The organism is Dyella sp. BiH032, assembly GCF_031954525.1.
In the GTDB taxonomy this organism is placed as follows: domain Bacteria; phylum Pseudomonadota; class Gammaproteobacteria; order Xanthomonadales; family Rhodanobacteraceae; genus Dyella_D.
The window spans coordinates 3,411,393-3,427,929 of sequence record NZ_CP134867.1 but is presented as its reverse complement, the minus strand read 5'-3'; the positions used below and the strand labels follow the sequence as shown (position 1 = coordinate 3,427,929).

14 protein-coding genes are annotated in these 16,537 nt (G+C 67.0%); 5 read left to right on the top strand and 9 right to left on the bottom strand.

All coding sequences use genetic code 11. From position 1 onward, the window contains the following. Positions 1-243 precede the first annotated feature (243 nt). The 3 genes from RKE25_RS14995 to RKE25_RS14985 all read left to right on the top strand — a co-directional run bounded on the left by RKE25_RS14995 (position 244) and on the right by RKE25_RS14985 (position 3,306). Positions 244-1,332 carry a catalase family peroxidase gene (locus RKE25_RS14995; RefSeq protein WP_311838901.1) on the top strand — a complete coding sequence of 363 codons (1,089 nt, stop codon included), beginning with the start codon at positions 244-246 and terminating at the stop codon, positions 1,330-1,332. Continuing rightward, positions 1,329-1,871, top strand: coding sequence for a cytochrome b/b6 domain-containing protein (locus RKE25_RS14990; protein ID WP_311838900.1), 543 nt, complete (start codon positions 1,329-1,331; stop codon positions 1,869-1,871). Before RKE25_RS14995 ends, RKE25_RS14990 begins: the two co-directional genes overlap by 4 nt. 769 nt (positions 1,872-2,640) lie before the next feature. Next, a complete protein-coding gene (locus tag RKE25_RS14985) occupies positions 2,641-3,306 on the top strand; it encodes a hypothetical protein (protein ID WP_311838899.1) in 666 nt (221 codons plus the stop codon). Here the strand turns inward: RKE25_RS14985 and RKE25_RS14980 are convergent. Further along, positions 3,284-4,834, bottom strand: a complete 1,551-nt coding sequence (locus tag RKE25_RS14980; protein WP_311838898.1) for an MASE1 domain-containing protein — start codon at positions 4,832-4,834, stop codon at positions 3,284-3,286. The two genes, RKE25_RS14985 and RKE25_RS14980, sit on opposite strands and share 23 nt — an antisense overlap. Before the next feature lie 289 nt (positions 4,835-5,123). Further along, complete coding sequence (locus RKE25_RS14975) at positions 5,124-6,362, bottom strand: DUF1444 family protein (protein WP_311838897.1); 1,239 nt, start codon at positions 6,360-6,362, stop codon at positions 5,124-5,126. Positions 6,363-6,597: 235 nt separating this feature from the next. Here RKE25_RS14975 and RKE25_RS14970 point away from each other — a divergent pair, with 235 nt between their 5' ends. Then, a complete protein-coding gene (locus RKE25_RS14970) occupies positions 6,598-6,915 on the top strand; it encodes a hypothetical protein (protein ID WP_311838896.1) in 318 nt (105 codons plus the stop codon). Here the strand turns inward: RKE25_RS14970 and RKE25_RS14965 are convergent. From RKE25_RS14965 to RKE25_RS14940, 6 genes are all read right to left on the bottom strand, one after another. After that, positions 6,912-7,406 (bottom strand): DUF305 domain-containing protein, encoded by a 495-nt coding sequence (locus RKE25_RS14965; protein WP_311838895.1) that lies wholly within the window; start codon positions 7,404-7,406, stop codon positions 6,912-6,914. The two genes, RKE25_RS14970 and RKE25_RS14965, sit on opposite strands and share 4 nt — an antisense overlap. Before the next feature lie 905 nt (positions 7,407-8,311). Continuing rightward, a complete protein-coding gene (locus RKE25_RS14960) occupies positions 8,312-9,286 on the bottom strand; it encodes a hypothetical protein (protein ID WP_311838894.1) in 975 nt (324 codons plus the stop codon). A gap of 125 nt (positions 9,287-9,411) precedes the next feature. After that, complete coding sequence (locus tag RKE25_RS14955) at positions 9,412-10,173, bottom strand: LytTR family transcriptional regulator DNA-binding domain-containing protein (protein WP_311838893.1); 762 nt, start codon at positions 10,171-10,173, stop codon at positions 9,412-9,414. Continuing rightward, positions 10,170-11,258, bottom strand: coding sequence for a histidine kinase (locus tag RKE25_RS14950; RefSeq protein ID WP_311838892.1), 1,089 nt, complete (start codon positions 11,256-11,258; stop codon positions 10,170-10,172). The genes RKE25_RS14955 and RKE25_RS14950 overlap by 4 nt, the downstream gene beginning before the upstream one ends. A gap of 80 nt (positions 11,259-11,338) precedes the next feature. Then, positions 11,339-13,075 carry a hypothetical protein gene (locus tag RKE25_RS14945; RefSeq protein ID WP_311838891.1) on the bottom strand — a complete coding sequence of 579 codons (1,737 nt, stop codon included), beginning with the start codon at positions 13,073-13,075 and terminating at the stop codon, positions 11,339-11,341. Positions 13,076-13,761: 686 nt separating this feature from the next. Further along, positions 13,762-14,670 carry a DMT family transporter gene (locus RKE25_RS14940; RefSeq protein ID WP_311838890.1) on the bottom strand — a complete coding sequence of 303 codons (909 nt, stop codon included), beginning with the start codon at positions 14,668-14,670 and terminating at the stop codon, positions 13,762-13,764. 93 nt (positions 14,671-14,763) lie between these two features. Here RKE25_RS14940 and RKE25_RS14935 point away from each other — a divergent pair, with 93 nt between their 5' ends. Continuing rightward, on the top strand, positions 14,764-16,170 hold the full coding sequence (locus tag RKE25_RS14935; protein ID WP_311838889.1) for a PLP-dependent aminotransferase family protein: 1,407 nt from the start codon (positions 14,764-14,766) through the stop codon (positions 16,168-16,170). Between the two features lie 46 nt (positions 16,171-16,216). Here the strand turns inward: RKE25_RS14935 and RKE25_RS14930 are convergent, their stop codons facing one another. Next, positions 16,217-16,501: a hypothetical protein gene (locus tag RKE25_RS14930; RefSeq protein WP_311838888.1), complete on the bottom strand. Its 285-nt coding sequence runs from the start codon at positions 16,499-16,501 to the stop codon at positions 16,217-16,219. Positions 16,502-16,537: the final 36 nt, after the last annotated feature.

The following is a 16,537-nucleotide window of genomic DNA, read 5'->3' as shown; positions in this document are numbered from 1 at the left end:
GAATTCGTGACGCAGAACGCGAATTAGGCCCTCGCGACGATCCTTCACGAGCTCTCGATGGACATCCGGGGCCTGCTGTCCGAGGATCTTTGCGCCCGAAAGTGAAACCTCGCGGTTACTTCCGAGGCACTCCCAAAGGCCCCCGTCAGGGGGTCTTCTTTTTTGCCATCTGTCGTCCGGCGTGTAACCAGCAGACTTATCCGTACGAAGATTCCCCCGTACTGATCACACGAGGCGGGCGACATGTCATCGAACCGGAGCGGCCGCCTAGGCCGTATGTGGCAGCGTGCGCGTGGATGGTGGCGCTACGGCGTCGTCGCCGGCGTGCCCCTGGCGGTCTTGGCGGGCGTCGGCTATGCCGGCGGCTGGCTGGCGCCCGGGCGGCTCACCGCGCAGAAGCTGATCGACCAGTTCCAGGCGAATGGCGGCGTGCACCCGGGATACCGGCGCAACCATGCCAAGGGCGTGTGCGTGACCGGCCATTTCACGGGCAATGGCGCTTTGCAGCCGTATTCCGTAGCGGATGTGTTCGCTGGCGGCAGCGTGCCTGTGGTCGGGCGCTTCGCGCTTCCCGGCGGCAACCCCTATGCGCCGGACAGCAGCGTGCCGATCCGTAGCATGGCGCTGCGTTTCACCCAGGCCAACGGACAGCAATGGCGCACCGGCATGAACAGCATGCCGGTGTTTCCCGTCGCCACGCCGCGGGCGTTCTACGAACAGCTGCAGGCGCAGCAGCCCGATCCGAAGACGGGCAAGCCCGATCCGGCCAGGCTTGCGGCGTTCTTCGCCGCGCATCCGGAAACCGGCGCATTCCGCGCCTGGGCCAAGCAGGCCAAGCCGTCCGCGAGCTATGCCGTGGATACCTATTGGGGTCTGAACGCGTTCGAGCTGGTCGATGCGCAGGGCAGGCACCACGCGGTGCGCTGGCGCATGGTCCCGGAGACGACGGATGCCGGAGTGGCGGGGCAGGGTGCGGATTATCTCGCCGACGATCTTTCCCGCCGCCTGGCCACCGGGCCGTTGCGCTGGCATCTGTGGATGACCCTGGCCGATCCGGGCGACCCGACCGACGACGCCACCAAGGCCTGGCCGGCCGGGCGCCGCGAGATCGACGCCGGCACGCTCGAACTCACTGCCACGGAAGCGCAGGACAGCGGGCCCTGCCGGGACGTCAACTATGACCCGCTGGTGCTGCCCAATGGCATCCAGGCTTCGGACGATCCGCTGCTCCCCGCGCGTTCGGCCGCCTATGCCGATTCGTACCTGCGCCGCACCAGCGAGGAGGCGCACCTGCCCGGCACCGCCGCCATGGAGAAGGAGACCCGCCGATGAACCGCCCGACCGGAATGTTCGCGTTGCCGGCCCGCATCCTGCACGGGCTGATGGCGGCGATGATCGTGACCATGCTGTTCGTCGGCGTGGGCATGGTGGCTTCCGTCTCCGAACGCCACGACTGGCTGGTGCGGCTGCACAAGCCGCTGGGCATCGCGATCCTGCTGCTGGCGGTGGTCCGCCTCGCGGTGCGCCTGCGCCATCCCCCGCCGCCGCTTCCTGCGGATCTCCCCGCCGTGCAGAAGCTCGCCGCGCATGCCTCGCATTGGTTGCTTTACGTGCTGATGTTCGCGTTGCCGCTGGTGGGGTGGGCGATGCTGTCGGCGGGCGGATACCCGGTGATGCTGAGTCATTCGCTGCGCCTTCCTTCGATTCTGCCGGCGAATGCGGTGGCGTTTGCGGTGTTGCGTCATCTGCATGCGTGGTTGGCGGGGGTGTTGCTGGTGGTGTTTGTGGGGCACCTTGGGGCGGCGCTTTATCACGGGTTGGTGCGGAGGGATGGGGTGTTTGGGAGTATGTGGGGGTGGCGTCGGCGCTGAGGTCTGCGTGGCCGTTTTCGCTCGATGAGGCTGTGCTTTTCGCTTTGTCACGGCTCGGCTGTCGCCTTACGGCCAGTCGTGTCTCGCCCCTCGCGGGGCGAGGCTTTCGCTCTCCTGCCGGAGAGCGAGTTACTTCTTCTTTGCTTGCCCAATCCCCTCAAGGGGGACCTCGAGAAGTAACCAAGAAGAAAAGGCCCCCTGCGCGGCGCCCTCCGCAGCCTACGCTGCTGCGGGTGCGTTGAGGGCTGGCCGGGCTTTTCGACAGGGCATCCTTGCCCTGATCGAAAAGGCGGGGACGTCCTGTCCCCGCCCGCCTTCGGCGGCCTGATCGTCCAGCCCTCACCGCCGCGAAGGGAACCCGGAAGATCAAGAGCGACACGGAGCATCGCTTCGCTCGCTCTTGCTTGATGGCTGGCTGCTTGCCTCGGTACGCCACTTCTCCTTCTCCCCGCCGGGGAGAAGGCGGGATGAGGGGGCGGGGCTTGCGATCACTTCCAGGCAAAAGCTGCCACACCCACATAGCACTCTCATCCATACCCACGGCTCAACACACTCGAACACATCTCCCTACGCCGCCAAAACTTCCCAACGTAAACGTTCCCGCCACGTTTCACCCGGCAGTTGGCATGCAAAACCCCTCCTAAACGCCGACGTTCGCTGCACTTCGCACACCCTTTTGTATGCCTGCTTCTCACCCGGCCGTCACGATGGCTTCGTCACGATGAGACGACACCGCAGGGGTGCATTGCCAACAGGGAGAATCACGACGATGAAGCTGCGTTATCTCGCATGGGGTGTCCTTTTGAGTTGCGGCTCGGTCGTGTGCGCGGCCGCTCCGGCATCGGGGCAGGGGATGGGCAGTGTTGCGCCGTCGACGGTGGATCGCTCGCTCAGTCCGCGCTGGCACGTCTATACCTTCGTCAAGGACGGGATCGAATACGTCCAGGTCAACGACGCCGCGGGACGCGTGCGTGCCGGCGTCGCCGTGGCGGCGGGCGTGCATCTGGTCTTGCCGATGGGTAGCGACGCCGAGCGTGTCTCCACGCCTGACGCGCCGCTAGCGGTGGGGGCGATCCGCGGTTCCGAGGTGGTCTATCGGGACGCGCAAGTCAGGCTGAGCGTTGGCGTGGACGATGGCGGCCAGCAGGTCTGGACCCTGTCCGATGAAACGGCCTCGGGGCGCTATGCCTCGGCAGACGACGCGTCCAATTGCAAGGAAGACCCCAACAGCTGCCCGATCAACCGGATCGACACCTTGTCGGCGCCGGGCGCGAGCCTGCTGCCGGCCGATGAAGCATCCAACTGCAAGGAAGACCCCAACAGCTGCCCGATCAATCGCATCGCGCCGCAGACGCGCATGCTGACGCCGCAGGAAGAGTCGAATTGCAAGGAAGACCCCAACAGCTGTCCGATCAACCGAATCGAGGGACAGTAAGTTCCTGCCGCAACGTGACCTGGATGGCGCGCCCATCCACGGTCACGTCGCCATTGAACAGCTGGGCGCGCAGGCGCAACTCTGAAAGGCCCAGACCCAGCGTGCCCAAGCCCTTGGTGACTTTATCCGGCGATGGCGGCGCGACCGGTGCGCCCTCGCTGCTCACCCTCAGGTGGATGAGGGTGCCATCGTCGCTGGTCCGCGTATCGGTGGACAGCACGATGCGATCGCTGGGGCATTCCTTGAGCAGGTACGAGGCCGCCTCGCAGGCCAGCCGATAGAGCAGGGACAGCGTGTTGCGCGGCAACCGGCTCCAATGGCCTTGCACGTCGGCCTGGTAATCGATGCCGAAGCTTTCCAGCACCTGCGCGAGCGGCCCTTCCGCCAGTGCGTTGGGGTGGCTCGCGCCCATCGGCGGCGACAGCGCGTCGGCCAGTTCCTTCAGGCGCGAGGTGGTCATGGTCAAAGCGCGTTTGTAGCTGTCCACCTCGCCGCGGTTGGGCGAATGGTCGAGCTGGATCAGCAGGTGCCGGTGCGCGCGCGCCAATTCGCCGCTCACGTAAGCCAGTTCGAAGGAGCTGCGCTGCAACTTCATCTCGGCCAGATGCTGCTCCAGCCGCGCCTTGTCCATCTGGTCGTCCACCGCCGCCAGCGCGTGCTTGAGACGCGTAGTCTGCATGCCCAGCACGGTGGAGATGGTCAGGAACAGCGCCATCATGGTCTGGGTCATCAGCGTGGCGATGTCGAACATCGCCGGCATCAGGGCCACGATGCCGAAGCTGGCGATCGCGCCGATCACCGCCGCGCCGCGCCAGCCCCAGGTGATGGCAAAGTAGGCCGTGGGCACGAACAGCACCGCCTGGCCGGTGAAGCGCAGCATGGCGTCGTCCGTGCCGGCCAGGACCAGCACCTCGATGCCCACCGCGGCGAGCGTGATCAGCGCCGCCTGCAACAGTGGCTGGTTCTCGCGCCACACGCCGCGCAGCGAACGGTGCTGGTGCCATTGCTGCGCACCGGCGAGCGCCAGCGGCACCACCGCGAGCATGCCGCTGTAGGTGCCGAGGAAATAATCGGAGACCAGATCCGTGAGCGGCTTGCGGCCCAGCCGAGCCGCTTCAGGCATCAGCGAGGCCACCATCAAGCCGTCGGCCACCAGCAGCACGCTCGCGCCGAAGATGCATACCAGCACGCTGCCCAGATGGATGTCCGGAAACACCAGGCCGGGCAGGCGGTCCTGGCACAGCCCGACCACCATCATCAGCAGTGCGATGGGCGGAAGGATGGAGGCTACATAGAACGCCCAGCCGAACGCACCGATGCCGTCATACAGGTCGAACATCAGCAGCAGGGTTTCGCTCACCAGGAGCGCGGGCCAGTACCGGCGCGGCATCAACAGGAGCACCGCCAGTTTCAGGCCACTGGCCGGCACAAAATGCGCAAAGCCGGCTTTGCGCAACAGCATGTACGCGATGCCATAGATGATGGCGACCGCCCATTGCCGCCCCAACCATCCCAGCCTGAATTCCATGTTCGCCGTGACACCCGTCTCCCCGATTCCGTGGCAACTTAGGGTCAGTCGCGTGAAATGTCCGAGAAGGTTGCGCCGATGGCGACGCGGTGCGAAAGGCGGCTCGGATAGGTTGACATCAGGCGCGAAACATTGCGGCGATGGAATGTTGCTCACGCCGTGCTTCGTCAACCCCGGCGAGACATAAGCGCGCGACAAAACGCGATGCCGCTCATGGCATTTTCGCGCCGTTGGCGATTGGCGCGCACTCGTTTTCGCGTTTCCATCACGTTCATCGGCGGGAATGCGATCACTTCGTTTCGCGCGGAACCGTCCATACTTTGGAAGCGTACGCGCGCAAACGGCGTAGCTGTTCGTCGGTCGGGAAATCCGTGACCAGGAAACGCTCCGGATAGAGCTCAGGCTGCGCCTGGAAACCACCGAGCACCATTTCGGCGTCTGCCCAGGGAACGACCAGCAATTCGCCGTCGCGATCGCAGTGGAGCCACAGCTGCTCCGCGCGTGGCAATAGCGTGGCGACGCCACGCGTCCATTGTGCCGAACTGGTGAACCGGCCGCTCGCCTCGTCGCGATAGACGCGGTAGCTGGCGACGAACAGATCGATGCCGTCGCGCTCGTGAACCTTGTCCAGCATCTCCTTCTGATCCTGGTGAAAGCCCAGCACGCGCCGATACCTGGCTTCCAGCGGCTCGTCGGGACAAGGCTCCGCGCTCTCGAAAGTCAGCCATTGCCCATCCCGCAGCACCAGCGGCTGTTCCGAAAGCGGACGGGTCTCGTCGTGGAGCACCGCCATCGTCATGCGCGCCAGTTCGGCCAGGCCGCGTTCATCCTTGCTGCCGGTCACCAGCAGGACGTCGCGCGATGGCAGTGCGATCACCGGGTCGCCCTTGAGCGGCAACCGGTAGAGCAGGTCCTCCAGCAGGAGACGCGAGGCGTCGTAGGTGTCCCGCCATGGCGAAACCAGGACGTTGCCCACCGCCTCGAATGCGCCGGTGCTGCGCTCACGGAGGTTGGCGATCGCCTGCACCAGGGCGGTCTCGAAATCCATGCCCCAGGCATCGAGCTGGCCGCGGTTGACGGTGGCGATCGAATGCTCCCGGTCCAGGCCCAGTGCGACCGCCAGATCGCCCGCCAAAGGCCGGTAGGGAACGGCGAGCGAGGCGTCGAAAGCATGGCCGGAGACGCGGTGCAGCAGCGGCGTGCTTTCGAAGACTGCGCGGAAGCGCACGATCGGCAACAGCCGGGCAGGGGACTTGTCGACATCCGCGGTGGCGGTATCCAGGAACGCGCTGAGATAGCGCTCGATCACCTGGGCGCGCCGCGATGGCGGCTGACGGCAGGCATCAGCATGGGCGTTGTACAGATGGATCATGCCCCGGCTGCCCGCAGCGTCGGATACATGCAAGCAGAACAGCGCTTGGTCGTAATCGCCGCGCCAGCCGGGGCGTGTCCTGGCCAGTTGCCTGCTTACCTGCGCGGCGAAGCGCTCCGGCGTCAGCTGGCGCCGGAACAGATCCAGGATCCCCATCCTTTCCCCCTTCCTTCGGCCCTTGCCGGTCGCGATGCCCAAGCATAGCGGCGGGGCGGGTTGGCGGGCCTGGTTCCAGGCTAGGGGATCAGGATCGCGCCGCGGCCCGTCGCACGTGCGTTCGTCCGGCTGCCGCCGCGGCAACGGGTCGACGGCCGGCGACACCGCCTGTGACGCGCACACGAGGTTCACGCGCCGAGGCCTAGGCTGGACCCCGGCTCAGGGGGAACACGCCATGGATAAAGACCGTGCGGTCATCGACATCGCCAGGCTACAGCAGGCGGTCAATCGCCTCTTCGACCACATCCTGGAAGCCGGGGTGCGCGAGGTGGCCATCGAACAACCGCTGTACTGGACCGTACTCAACCCCCGCAGCCTGCACCAACAACCTTCGGAACTGGGCGTAGGCGATCTGTGCGACGACCTGGAGTTCACGCTCGGGGTGCTGGACGAGAACGCCGAGCCGGTAAGCCTGACGCTGACGGAAGCCGCGCCGCTGCTCGCCTACGTAGGCGAAGTCGTCTCCAATCAGCTGGCCGGCCGCGGAGGCTAGTGCTCGCTGGCCGCGGCAGCGTGCTTCTGCGCCTGCTCCGGGTGCTCGCGCAGATCGCGGATGAGCGCCTTCATCTCACCGATCTCCCGCTCCTGCGACGAAATGATTTCGTCCGCGAGCTTCCGCACGCGCGGATCTTCGATGTGCGCGTGCCTGCTGGTGAGGATGGCGATGGAATGGTGCGGGATCATCGCGCGCATCCAATCGACGTCATCCACCGTGGCCTGACTGCGCACCAGCGACAAGGCTCCCGCAAAGACCACCACTGCCCCCGCAAGAATCCCGAACTTGGCGCCGCGTCCCGGATACATGTCCCACATGAAAAGCAGCATGACCACCGCCATCACCGCCCCCATCACCAGCGCCATCCAGGCACGCGTCTGGCTCCAGTACACATGGTCCAGTGCGTAAGTGTTGAAATACATCAGCACGAACATCAGCACCGTCGACACCGCGACCATCACGGCAAAGCGCCCGTAACTCGCATTCATGGCCAGTTTCCCGTTCGTTCCCTCCGACTATACGAAGACGGCGTCGGAGAGCTGTGAGCGGACTGAGCCGGCGGAGGCAGCGCAAATCACTCAAGTCCGACCAGGGCAAGAGGCGCAGGCCGCCCAAGCTACGCGCGCTCTGCGGAAGAGCGGGTCGTGTTTTGCGTTCGATACGTTATCGCAAGCATCGGCCCCTCATCCCGCCTTCTCCCCAGAGGGGAGAAGGAGAAGTGCGGTACCGCGGCAAATAAAAAGCAAGAGCGAGCAAAGCGACGCTCCGTAGTGCTCTTGATCTACCGGGTTCCCTTCGCGGCGGTGAGGGCTGGACGGTCAGGCCGCCGCAGGCGGGCGGGGACAGGACGTCCCCGCCTTTTCGATTCGGGCAGGGATGCCCGATCGAAAAGCCCGGCCAGCCCTCAACGCACCCGGAGCAGCCTAGGCTGCGGAGGGCGCCGCGCAGGGTGCCTTTTCTTCTTGGTTACTTCTTCTTTGGGCAAGCAAAGAAGAAGTAACTCGCTCTCCGGCAGGAGAGCGAAACCCCTCGCCCCGCGAGGGGCGAGACAAGACTAGCGACCACCTCGCCGATTACCGAGCGGCGTCGCCACTGGGATGACTCGCTGCGCCCGCCCCTTCAGGGCCGCCCTCCGGGCGTTCTCCGCACGACGCGCTCCGTCCGGCCTTGCACCGGAATGACGGAGCAGGTGAGCGCGACGCACCCCTTAGCGCCCGTTGGGGTTCGCAAGCTCACCCCAACCTACGCGCTCCATCCGGCCTACGCCGGAACCACCATCAAGTGACAGAGCGAGACGAAAAACAAGCACCTCCCCGCAGGCAAGCACACACCACCCCAACACTCACCCCCAACGCGACACCCCACAACCCCCACAACAAACACAAAAACAGCATCACCCGCCAACCCCATGCGTACGCAACACATCCGCGATATCCACGCGCCAGATATTGCGCGAGCCATTGAGCGGCCCATTGAGCCGCTTCTGCAGCGACCCGATGTCGTCGTGCGGCTTGGGAAAGCGCACCTCCTCCTGGCGGTTGCTCGACACGTACAGCTCCCCGAAGCCGCGGCCCAGCGTCGGCGCGTTCTCCAGCGACGGTGTATTGACCTCGCCGCCGAGGTGCTCAGGCTTGCCCCAGCGGCCATCCGCCTGGCGGAAGGCGATATAGATGTCCGCGCTGCCCAGCGAATCGCCTTCGTTGCCTGCATACAGAAGGAAGCGTCCCTTGGGATCGATACACGGGTCCATCCGGTTGTGTTCGGCGTCGCCCAGGTCGACGCGCTCAGGCGCCGTATAACCCTGGCCCGCCGGATGGATCACGTACACCTGGTAGAACTTGCCGCTATCGGCCCGGTGCGCGGAAAAGTACACGTCGCCGTTCGCTGCCACCGAGGGGTTGTAGATCATCGCGCCGTCGTTGTGGGCGCCGTCCACGTGCACCGGTTCGCCCCAGCCGCCGCCAGCCTTTCGTTCCACGTACCAGAGGTTCGTGCCGGCGAAGCGCTGGCCGCCCATCTCGGCCGTCACGGGAGTGTCACCCGCGCGCTGCGGGCGGTTGGAAACGAAGAACACGCGCTTGCCGTCCGGCGCGAACGCCGGCTCCGAGTCGTGCCACTGGCCGGAGAACGGTGCCACTTCCGGCGCGGACCAGCCATCGCCCCGGCGATGCGAGATCAAAATGGTGTCGTCCTTCTCCGCGAAGTCCGAGCGCAGGAACAGCAGGGTCGCGCCATCCGGCGAGAACGCGGCGGTGGTTTCCTGCAGCCCGGTAGAGATGACGCCTGGACCGAGCAGCTCGGCGGCCTTGACCGGTTCCATCAGTCCCAGCGCGAATGCGGTGGCCCAGGCTAGGGTTTGCAACTTCATGTCGACTCCGTGGATGGACAGGCCGGAACGGCCTGCGTCCACGATGCGCGCACGCGCCTGGCGGCGCGCCAGGTCTGTGACGAGCGGTCGCCGCGGCGGGACAGGCGGCGCCGATCCGCCGTCGCTCAGCTCATGCCCAGCGCCTGTCGTGCCTGCGCGCGGAAGCGCCGGCTCAGGGCCAGGCGCGTGCCATCGCGCAGCACGACCTCGGCATTGCCCTGGAAAAGCGGATGGATCTCGCGGATACGGTCCACGTTTACCAGCGTGCCGCGATGGATGCGCAAGAAACGCTGGGGATCGAGCGTTTCAAGTAGATGGCTAAGCGTTTCGCGATGGAGATAGCGCGCCCCGGCGACGTGGATGTGCACGTAGTTGCCGTCCGCACGGATCCAGTCGATGTCTTCAGTGGCGACGATGCGCATGCTCTCGCCGACGCGCACGCTGATGCGCTGGGCATGCGCGGGCGGTGGCGCCGGGGCGGCCGTGCCGGCCGGCGCCACCGCGACGTGCAGGCCTGCCCACAGCCGGCGTACGCGTGCCACGGCCTGGTCGAAGCGTGCCTGATCGATCGGCTTGAGCACGTAATCGACCGCATCGGCATCGAAGGCGCGCAGCGCATGCTGGCCGTAAGCCGTGGCGAACACCACCATCGGCAGCGTCTCCGGCTTGAGTTTGTGCAGCAGCTTGAAGCCGTCCATGCCGGGCATGCGGATGTCCAGGAACACCAGCGCCGGCTCCAGCGCGGCGATCGCCTGCAGCGCCTCGTGCGCGTTGCCGCATTCGCCCACGATCTGGATGTCCGGGTGCGCGGCCAGCGCCTGGCGCAGGGCGAGCCGCGCCAGCACTTCGTCGTCCACCAGCAGGGTGCGGATCGGCGGAACGCTCATGCCGCATGCTCCGCCGTGTATTCACGGAACGGGAAACGCAGCTCGACGCGCGTGCCGCCCTCCGCCCGGCGCGCGAGCGCCACGCTGGCGGCGTCGCCGAACAGCACTTTCAGCCGCGCGCGCGTATTGCCCAGGCCCAGGCCCTCGGCCATGCCCTCGGGCAGGCCCAGGCCGTCGTCGTCCACGCGCAGGTACAGCTGTGCGCCTTCGCGCCGGCTGACGATCTGCAGCCGACCCGGCTCGGGCTTGTCGAGCAGGCCGTGGCGCAGCGCGTTCTCCACCAGCGGCTGCAGGATCATGCTGGGCACGGCCGCGCGCACGGTATCGGCGTCCACGTCCACCTGCGTGCTGAGGCGGTCCTGGAAGCGCACCTGCTGGATGTCCAGGTAGCAGCGCAGCAACTCCAACTCTTGCGAGAGCGGCACTTCCAGTGCGTGGCGCTCTTCGAGCGTCAGGCGCAGCAGGTCGCTGAGGCGGGAGATCATCAGGCGCGCCTGGTGCGGATCGGCCAGCGCCAGCGCGGAGATCGCGTTGAGCGTGTTGAACAGGAAGTGCGGCTGCAGCTGCACGCGCAGCGTGCGCAGTTGCGCATGCGCCAGTTGAGACTCCAGCTGCGTGCTGCGCAGGCGTTCGTCGCGCAGGCGGCGCTGCGATTCGATCCCGCGCAGCACCACCAGGATCACCCAGTACAGCAGCAGGGCGAAGTGATAGCTGTAGGCGAACTGCATACGCAGAAAGCCGCCGAAGCTGCTCACCGGCGCACGGCCGGGGCCGCACACGTTCCAGAAGATCGCCAGGTGGGCCAACAGCTGGAGCAGCGCCACCGCCAGCCCCGCGGGCACGTGCACCGCGGCGAAGCGCTTCCAGCCGCCGTCCGCGGCCTGGCGGCCCAGCCAGGCGACCAGCGGCACCAGCAGCATCCACAGGTAGAAGTCGCTGGCATTCCACACGCCGACCCGCCACCAGTTCGGCGCCTGGCCCTCGCTTATCTGCGACAGGCCGCCGCTCAGCGTGTAGGACGCGGCCAGCAGGGTCCACAGGCCGAACTGGATCGCCATGCGGCGCGGACTCACACGGACGGACACGGATACCTCATCGGCAGGGGCGGGGCCGGCACCCGCGCAGTGTGCGGCGGTCGCCGGCCCGGCCGGTAGTGCCGCACGGCCTACGGCGTTGCCGCCACCGGCGCGTGCTTCGCCAGCCACGCGGCCAGGGCGAACGCGTGCACCCGGCGGTCGGGGGCGTTGTAGTAGAGCGTCGAACGGTCGGGCGACAGCCGCGCCTCGATGCCGGCCACGCCCAGCGGCTGCGGTGCACTCCAGCCATCGCCGCGCGCGAAGGCGATGAACAGCTCGCTGCCGGCCGCCGTGGACGGCATGCGCTGCGAGCTGAAGACGATGAAGGACTGGTCGGGCGCCACCGCCGGATCGAAATCGCCGGTCACGCCATCGCTGAAGAGCAGCGGTTGCGGCGCCTGGTATTGCCCGCCGGCGTAGCGGCTGCGGAAGAGCCGGAACGCACCCTTGCCCTCGGCATCCGGATCGGTGCGCATGAAGTACAGCGTGCCGTCCGCGGCCAGCGCGGGCGCGAACACGGAGGAATTGGTATTGAGCGACGAGGGCAGGCGCCGCGGCGCGCTCCATCCGTCCTTCGTGCGCGCCACCTGCCACAAGTTGCCGCCGCGTCCAGGGAAGCGCTGGCCGTTGAAGAAGCCGTCCAGCGCCGCGCCGCCTTCCTGCTCGGGCCGGTTGGAAATGAAGATCAGCGACGAGCCGTCCGGCGCCATGGCGGGCTCGATGTCCTGCCATTGCGTGGAGAACGGCAGCGCCTGGGCGGGCGACCAGCCGTCGCCGTTCCGTGTAGATTGGTAAAGCCGCACGGCCGGGCTGGTGCCGCGCGCGAACACCACGGAGTGTCCGTCAGGAGCGAACGCCGGAGAGGCATCGCCCGCGCGTTCCCAAGGGCCGGCGACCGGCGCGCCGTCGCGCGCGTGCACGTCCAGCCACGGCTCCAGGCTGACCTGCCAGAGGTTGTCCCCCTCCTTGTTCCAGTCCGCCGTCTCGCCGGAAACGCGGCGGTCGCTGAGGTAATAGAGCGTGCGACCGTCCGCCCCCAGCTGCGCGCCCATCGCGTGGCTGCCGGCATTGACCACCTCGCCGAGATCCTGCGGCATGCTCCAGCCTTCCGGCGTGGCAAAGGCGATCGCCAACCGATACGACTGCATCTTCGAACGCTTGATGCTGGCCACGATGAACGAACCGTCGCGGGCGATCGCCGGGTCGCGGACGGTCATGTCCGCCGTCCCCAGCGCAACCGTTTCAGCGGCTTGATAGCGGCCGTCACGCCGTGTCGATCGCAACAGCGCAAGCTTCCCGTCCGCGCCGCAACCGATGTAGTAGAGCGTGCCGTCCGCTCCCACACTGGGCGCGAATACCGAGGCACAGGTGTTGACCGCATCCGGCAACCGCTCCGGCTCCCCCCAGCCATCCCCACGCCGCGCCACCCGCCACAGGTTCATGCCCTTGCCCGGATAACGCTGCCCTTCGCGTACCGCATCGAGCGGCGCGCCCTTGCCGTCGGCCGGGCGATTGGACGCGAACACCAGAAACGAACCATCCGGCGCCATCGCCGCATCGGCATCGCGCCAACGCCCCGAGAACGGCGCCGTCTTCGGCGAGGACCAGCCATTCCCTTCGCGACGCGACTCCAGGATGGCGTAGCGATCATCCACGCCCCGCGAGAAGTACACCGTCTTCCCATCAGGCATGAATGCAGCGGGCCCTTCATCGCCCGCACTCGAAATCACCCCCGGAGCGAACAGCGTGGGCGAAGGACGGTCATTGGCGGCGACGACAGCGCCGCTGAAAGCGAGCAGAAGAGCGAACGGCAACAAGCGGCGCATGGGAAAGCCTCGTCGGGGAGTGATGCGAGGCTAGGAGCGGGGAGGTGGGCGGTCGTGCGTTGTGTGACGAGCGGTTGGGGATGAGGGGTGGGCGGTTGGAGGGAGTGGTGGGGGATGGTGATTAAAGAAAGAGCGAAGGGGACGTTTTCGCAAGCCCCCGCCCCTCATCCCGCCTTCTCCCCGGAGGGGAGAAGGAGAAGTGATGGACCGAGGCGAAAACCAAACAGGAGCGAGCGAAGCGACGCTCCGTAGCGCTCTTGATCTGCCGGGTTCCCTTCGCGGCGGTGAGGGCTGGACGATCAGGCCCGCGAAGCGGGACGGGGGCAGGACGCCCCCGCCTTTTCGATCAGGGCATGGATGCCCTGTCGAAAAGCCCGGTCAGCCCTCAACGCACCCGGAGGTGGCGAAGGCCACCGGAGTGCGCCGCGCAGGGTGCCCTTTCTTCTTGGTTACTTCTTCTCGAGGTCCCCCTTGAGGGGATTGGGCAAGCAAAGAAGAAGTAACTCGCTCTCCGGCAGGAGAGCGAAACCCTCGCCCCAGAGGGGCGAGACCAGACTGGCCGTGAGGCAACCTACGGTGCCTCGCGCTTCGTGCCGCGGCTACGCCCCCATAACGAACCCAGTAGAGCGAAGCCCAAAACCAACACCCGTCGAGGAGCGAACCAACCACATCCCACGCGCACCCACTCACGCACCAGCGCGAACACCCACCCGCCCCAACCTCCATTTCAAATTCACCCCCAACGTCCCCACCACAATCAACCCCAACCCCACCAACTGCACGGGCATCAACCGATGCCCATAAACCAGGTAATCCAGCGACAACGTCACCAGCGGATACACAAACGCCACCACCGCGATCGTCACCACCGGCAAGCGCGGATACGACGAATAGAACAGCACATACACGATACCGCTATGGATCACTCCCAATCCGAACAGCCATAGCCAGTGCGTCCCGACATGGAATACGTCCGTGCTGGAAAAACCGCCGAGCATCAGCACGCCCACCCAGCACTGGATCATCACCAGCGCGAACGGCCGCTCGCGCCCGACACGCCGCGACATCAGCAGCGAGGCGCCGCACAGCACCGCGCCCAGCAGGGTCAGGCCGATGCCGATCAGGTAGGAAGTATCGGCGTCGTGCCACAGCTTGCCGGGATTGGCGGAGCAGGCCACGCCCAGGAAGCCGAGCAGCGTCCAGCCCAGGTCCGCCGGGTGCGTGCGTTCGCCCTGCAGCAGCGCGGCAAGGATCAGCATCACGAAGGGAAAGAAGTGATACACCAGCGTGGCCACGCCGATCGACGAACGCGCCATGCCGGCGAACAGCGCCACCCAGTTCAGCACCAGCAGCACGCCGCTGAGCACTGCGCCGCGCAGCAGCGCGCGATCCTGCCAGATGCCGTGCAGATAACCGCGCGCGAGGCCCAGTGCAAGCAGGAACAGGCCGCCGAACAGGCAGCGGTAGAACACCGCGGTGACGGGATCCTGGCCGCTTTCGTGCACGAAAACGCCGACCGAGCCGATCAGCAGTTCGGCGATCAGCAACTGGAGCAGGGCGCCGCGTGCATCGTCGCGGCCGGGCAGGCGGGTCATGGCGTTCTCCTCGGGATGACCAGCGTAGGCTGGCAGGGCCGGGCAATACAGATTCAGTTAGGATGCAAATCGACCAATACAGATGGGACGGCCATGCTGCTCTACGAACAACTCGCCGGCGAGCTGCGCGGGCAGATCGCGCGCGGCGGGCTGCGCGCGGGCGAGCGCCTGCCGTCGATCCGTCAGCTCGCGCATGGCCACGGGGTCAGCGCCGCCACTGCAGTGCAGGCCTGCTTCCAGCTGGAGCGCGAAGGGCTGGTGGTGGCTCGACCTCGTTCCGGGTATTACGTCCGTGCCGCAGTGCCGCCGCCGCCCGTAGCCAGGCCGCCACGGCGCCGAGTTCCCGGCGCGGTGAGCAATCCGGCGCTGGAGAACGTGCTGGATATGCTTTCGCGCAGCGACGTCCTGCCGCTACACAGCGCCACACCCGCGCCCGCGCTGCTGCCACAGGCCGCGCTCACCGCCGCACTCGCCCGCAGCCTGCGCCACCAGCCCGCGGCGGCCCTCGATTACTCGCCGCCGCAGGGCCTGCCCGCGCTGCGCCGGCAGATCGCGCGACGCTACGCGCAACTGGGCGCCGCGGTGTCGCCCGACGAGATCGTGATTACCGCCGGCGCGATGGAAGGCATCACGCTCGCGCTGCGCGCACTGACCGCGCCGGGAGACGTGGTGATGGTCGAGACGCCCAGTTATCACGGCATTCTGCAGGCGGTGGCGGCGCTGCGGTTGAAGGTGCTGGAAGTGCCCAACCTGCCGGGACGCGGCATCGACGTTCCGCGTCTGGACCAGCTATTACAACAGCATCGCGTGCGCGCCGCGGTGCTGGTGCCGAACTTCAACAATCCGCTGGGCAGCCTCACCGACGACGCGGCGAAGCAGGCGCTGCTCGCCAGCTGCACTCGACACGGCACGGTGGTGATCGAGGACGACATCTATGGCGACCTCGCCTGGTCGGGCGAGCGCCCGTCGCCGCTGTGCCGCTGGGACACCCAGGGGGCGGTGATCAGTTGCGGTTCGTTCTCCAAGACGCTGTCGCCGGGCCTGCGCCTGGGCTGGCTCGCCGGCGGCGCATGGACCGACGCGCTGGTGCGCGCGAAGTATTTCTCGACCGTGGGCAGCGCCAGCCTGCCGCAGCTGGCGATGGCCGAGTACCTGCAGAAGCACGACCTGGAACGCCACTTGCGGCGCTTGCGCCGGACCCTGGCCGACAACGCGCAGCGCCTGCACGAAGCCATCGCCCGGCACTGGCCCGCGGGCACGCGCGCGAGCGAGCCGCGGGGTGGCCTGTCGCTGTGGCTGCAGTTGCCGGAGGGCGGCGAGGGTTATGCCTTGTTCGAGGCGGCGCTCGCGCAGGGCATCGGCACGTCGCCGGGGGTGTTGTTTTCTTCGCGCGGCGATTACGCCGACTGCCTGCGATTGAGCTGCGGCCTGCCGTGGAGTCCGCGCCTGGACCAGGCCCTGAAACGACTAGGCCAGCTGGCTGCACGCCAGCTGGCCTGAGCGGGACGTAGCGCGCCGGGAGACCGGCGCGCGAGGGAAGGGAGGCTTACTCCTCGTCTTCTTCCTCTTCGTCTTCCTCATCCTCTTCTTCGTCTTCCTCGAAGGTCGCCAGCTCTTCCACGCGCAGGAAGTTCGGCGCCTCGTCGGCCAGCACGATGGCCTTGCCGTCGGCGCACAGCGGCCGCACGCTGCGGCGGCGGGTGCCACCGGCTTCGGATTCGACCAGCGCGAAGCAGACGATGGCCTGGGCGCTTTCTTCGCCGCCTTCGTCGTAGACGGCGACCCAGCCGGCGGCGGGCATGATCTGGATGATGTTGTCGAGGTTCGACATGGGGGCTCCGGGGTTGGTGAAGCGGGATAGCTTGCA

Bases quoted from the DNA above. Each gene is read 5' to 3' on its own strand.
- RKE25_RS14990 (WP_311838900.1), top strand. From the start codon at position 1,329: ATGAACCGCCCGACCGGAATGTTCGCGTTGCCGGCCCGCATCCTGCAC.
- RKE25_RS14930 (WP_311838888.1), bottom strand. From the start codon at position 16,501: ATGTCGAACCTCGACAACATCATCCAGATCATGCCCGCCGCCGGCTGG.
- RKE25_RS14970 (WP_311838896.1), top strand. From the start codon at position 6,598: ATGGATAAAGACCGTGCGGTCATCGACATCGCCAGGCTACAGCAGGCG.
- RKE25_RS14945 (WP_311838891.1), bottom strand. From the start codon at position 13,075: ATGCGCCGCTTGTTGCCGTTCGCTCTTCTGCTCGCTTTCAGCGGCGCT.
- RKE25_RS14940 (WP_311838890.1), bottom strand. From the start codon at position 14,670: ATGACCCGCCTGCCCGGCCGCGACGATGCACGCGGCGCCCTGCTCCAG.
- RKE25_RS14985 (WP_311838899.1), top strand. From the start codon at position 2,641: ATGAAGCTGCGTTATCTCGCATGGGGTGTCCTTTTGAGTTGCGGCTCG.
- RKE25_RS14955 (WP_311838893.1), bottom strand. From the start codon at position 10,173: ATGAGCGTTCCGCCGATCCGCACCCTGCTGGTGGACGACGAAGTGCTG.
- RKE25_RS14980 (WP_311838898.1), bottom strand. From the start codon at position 4,834: ATGGAATTCAGGCTGGGATGGTTGGGGCGGCAATGGGCGGTCGCCATC.
- RKE25_RS14960 (WP_311838894.1), bottom strand. From the start codon at position 9,286: ATGAAGTTGCAAACCCTAGCCTGGGCCACCGCATTCGCGCTGGGACTG.
- RKE25_RS14935 (WP_311838889.1), top strand. From the start codon at position 14,764: ATGCTGCTCTACGAACAACTCGCCGGCGAGCTGCGCGGGCAGATCGCG.
- RKE25_RS14975 (WP_311838897.1), bottom strand. From the start codon at position 6,362: ATGGGGATCCTGGATCTGTTCCGGCGCCAGCTGACGCCGGAGCGCTTC.
- RKE25_RS14965 (WP_311838895.1), bottom strand. From the start codon at position 7,406: ATGAATGCGAGTTACGGGCGCTTTGCCGTGATGGTCGCGGTGTCGACG.
- RKE25_RS14995 (WP_311838901.1), top strand. From the start codon at position 244: ATGTCATCGAACCGGAGCGGCCGCCTAGGCCGTATGTGGCAGCGTGCG.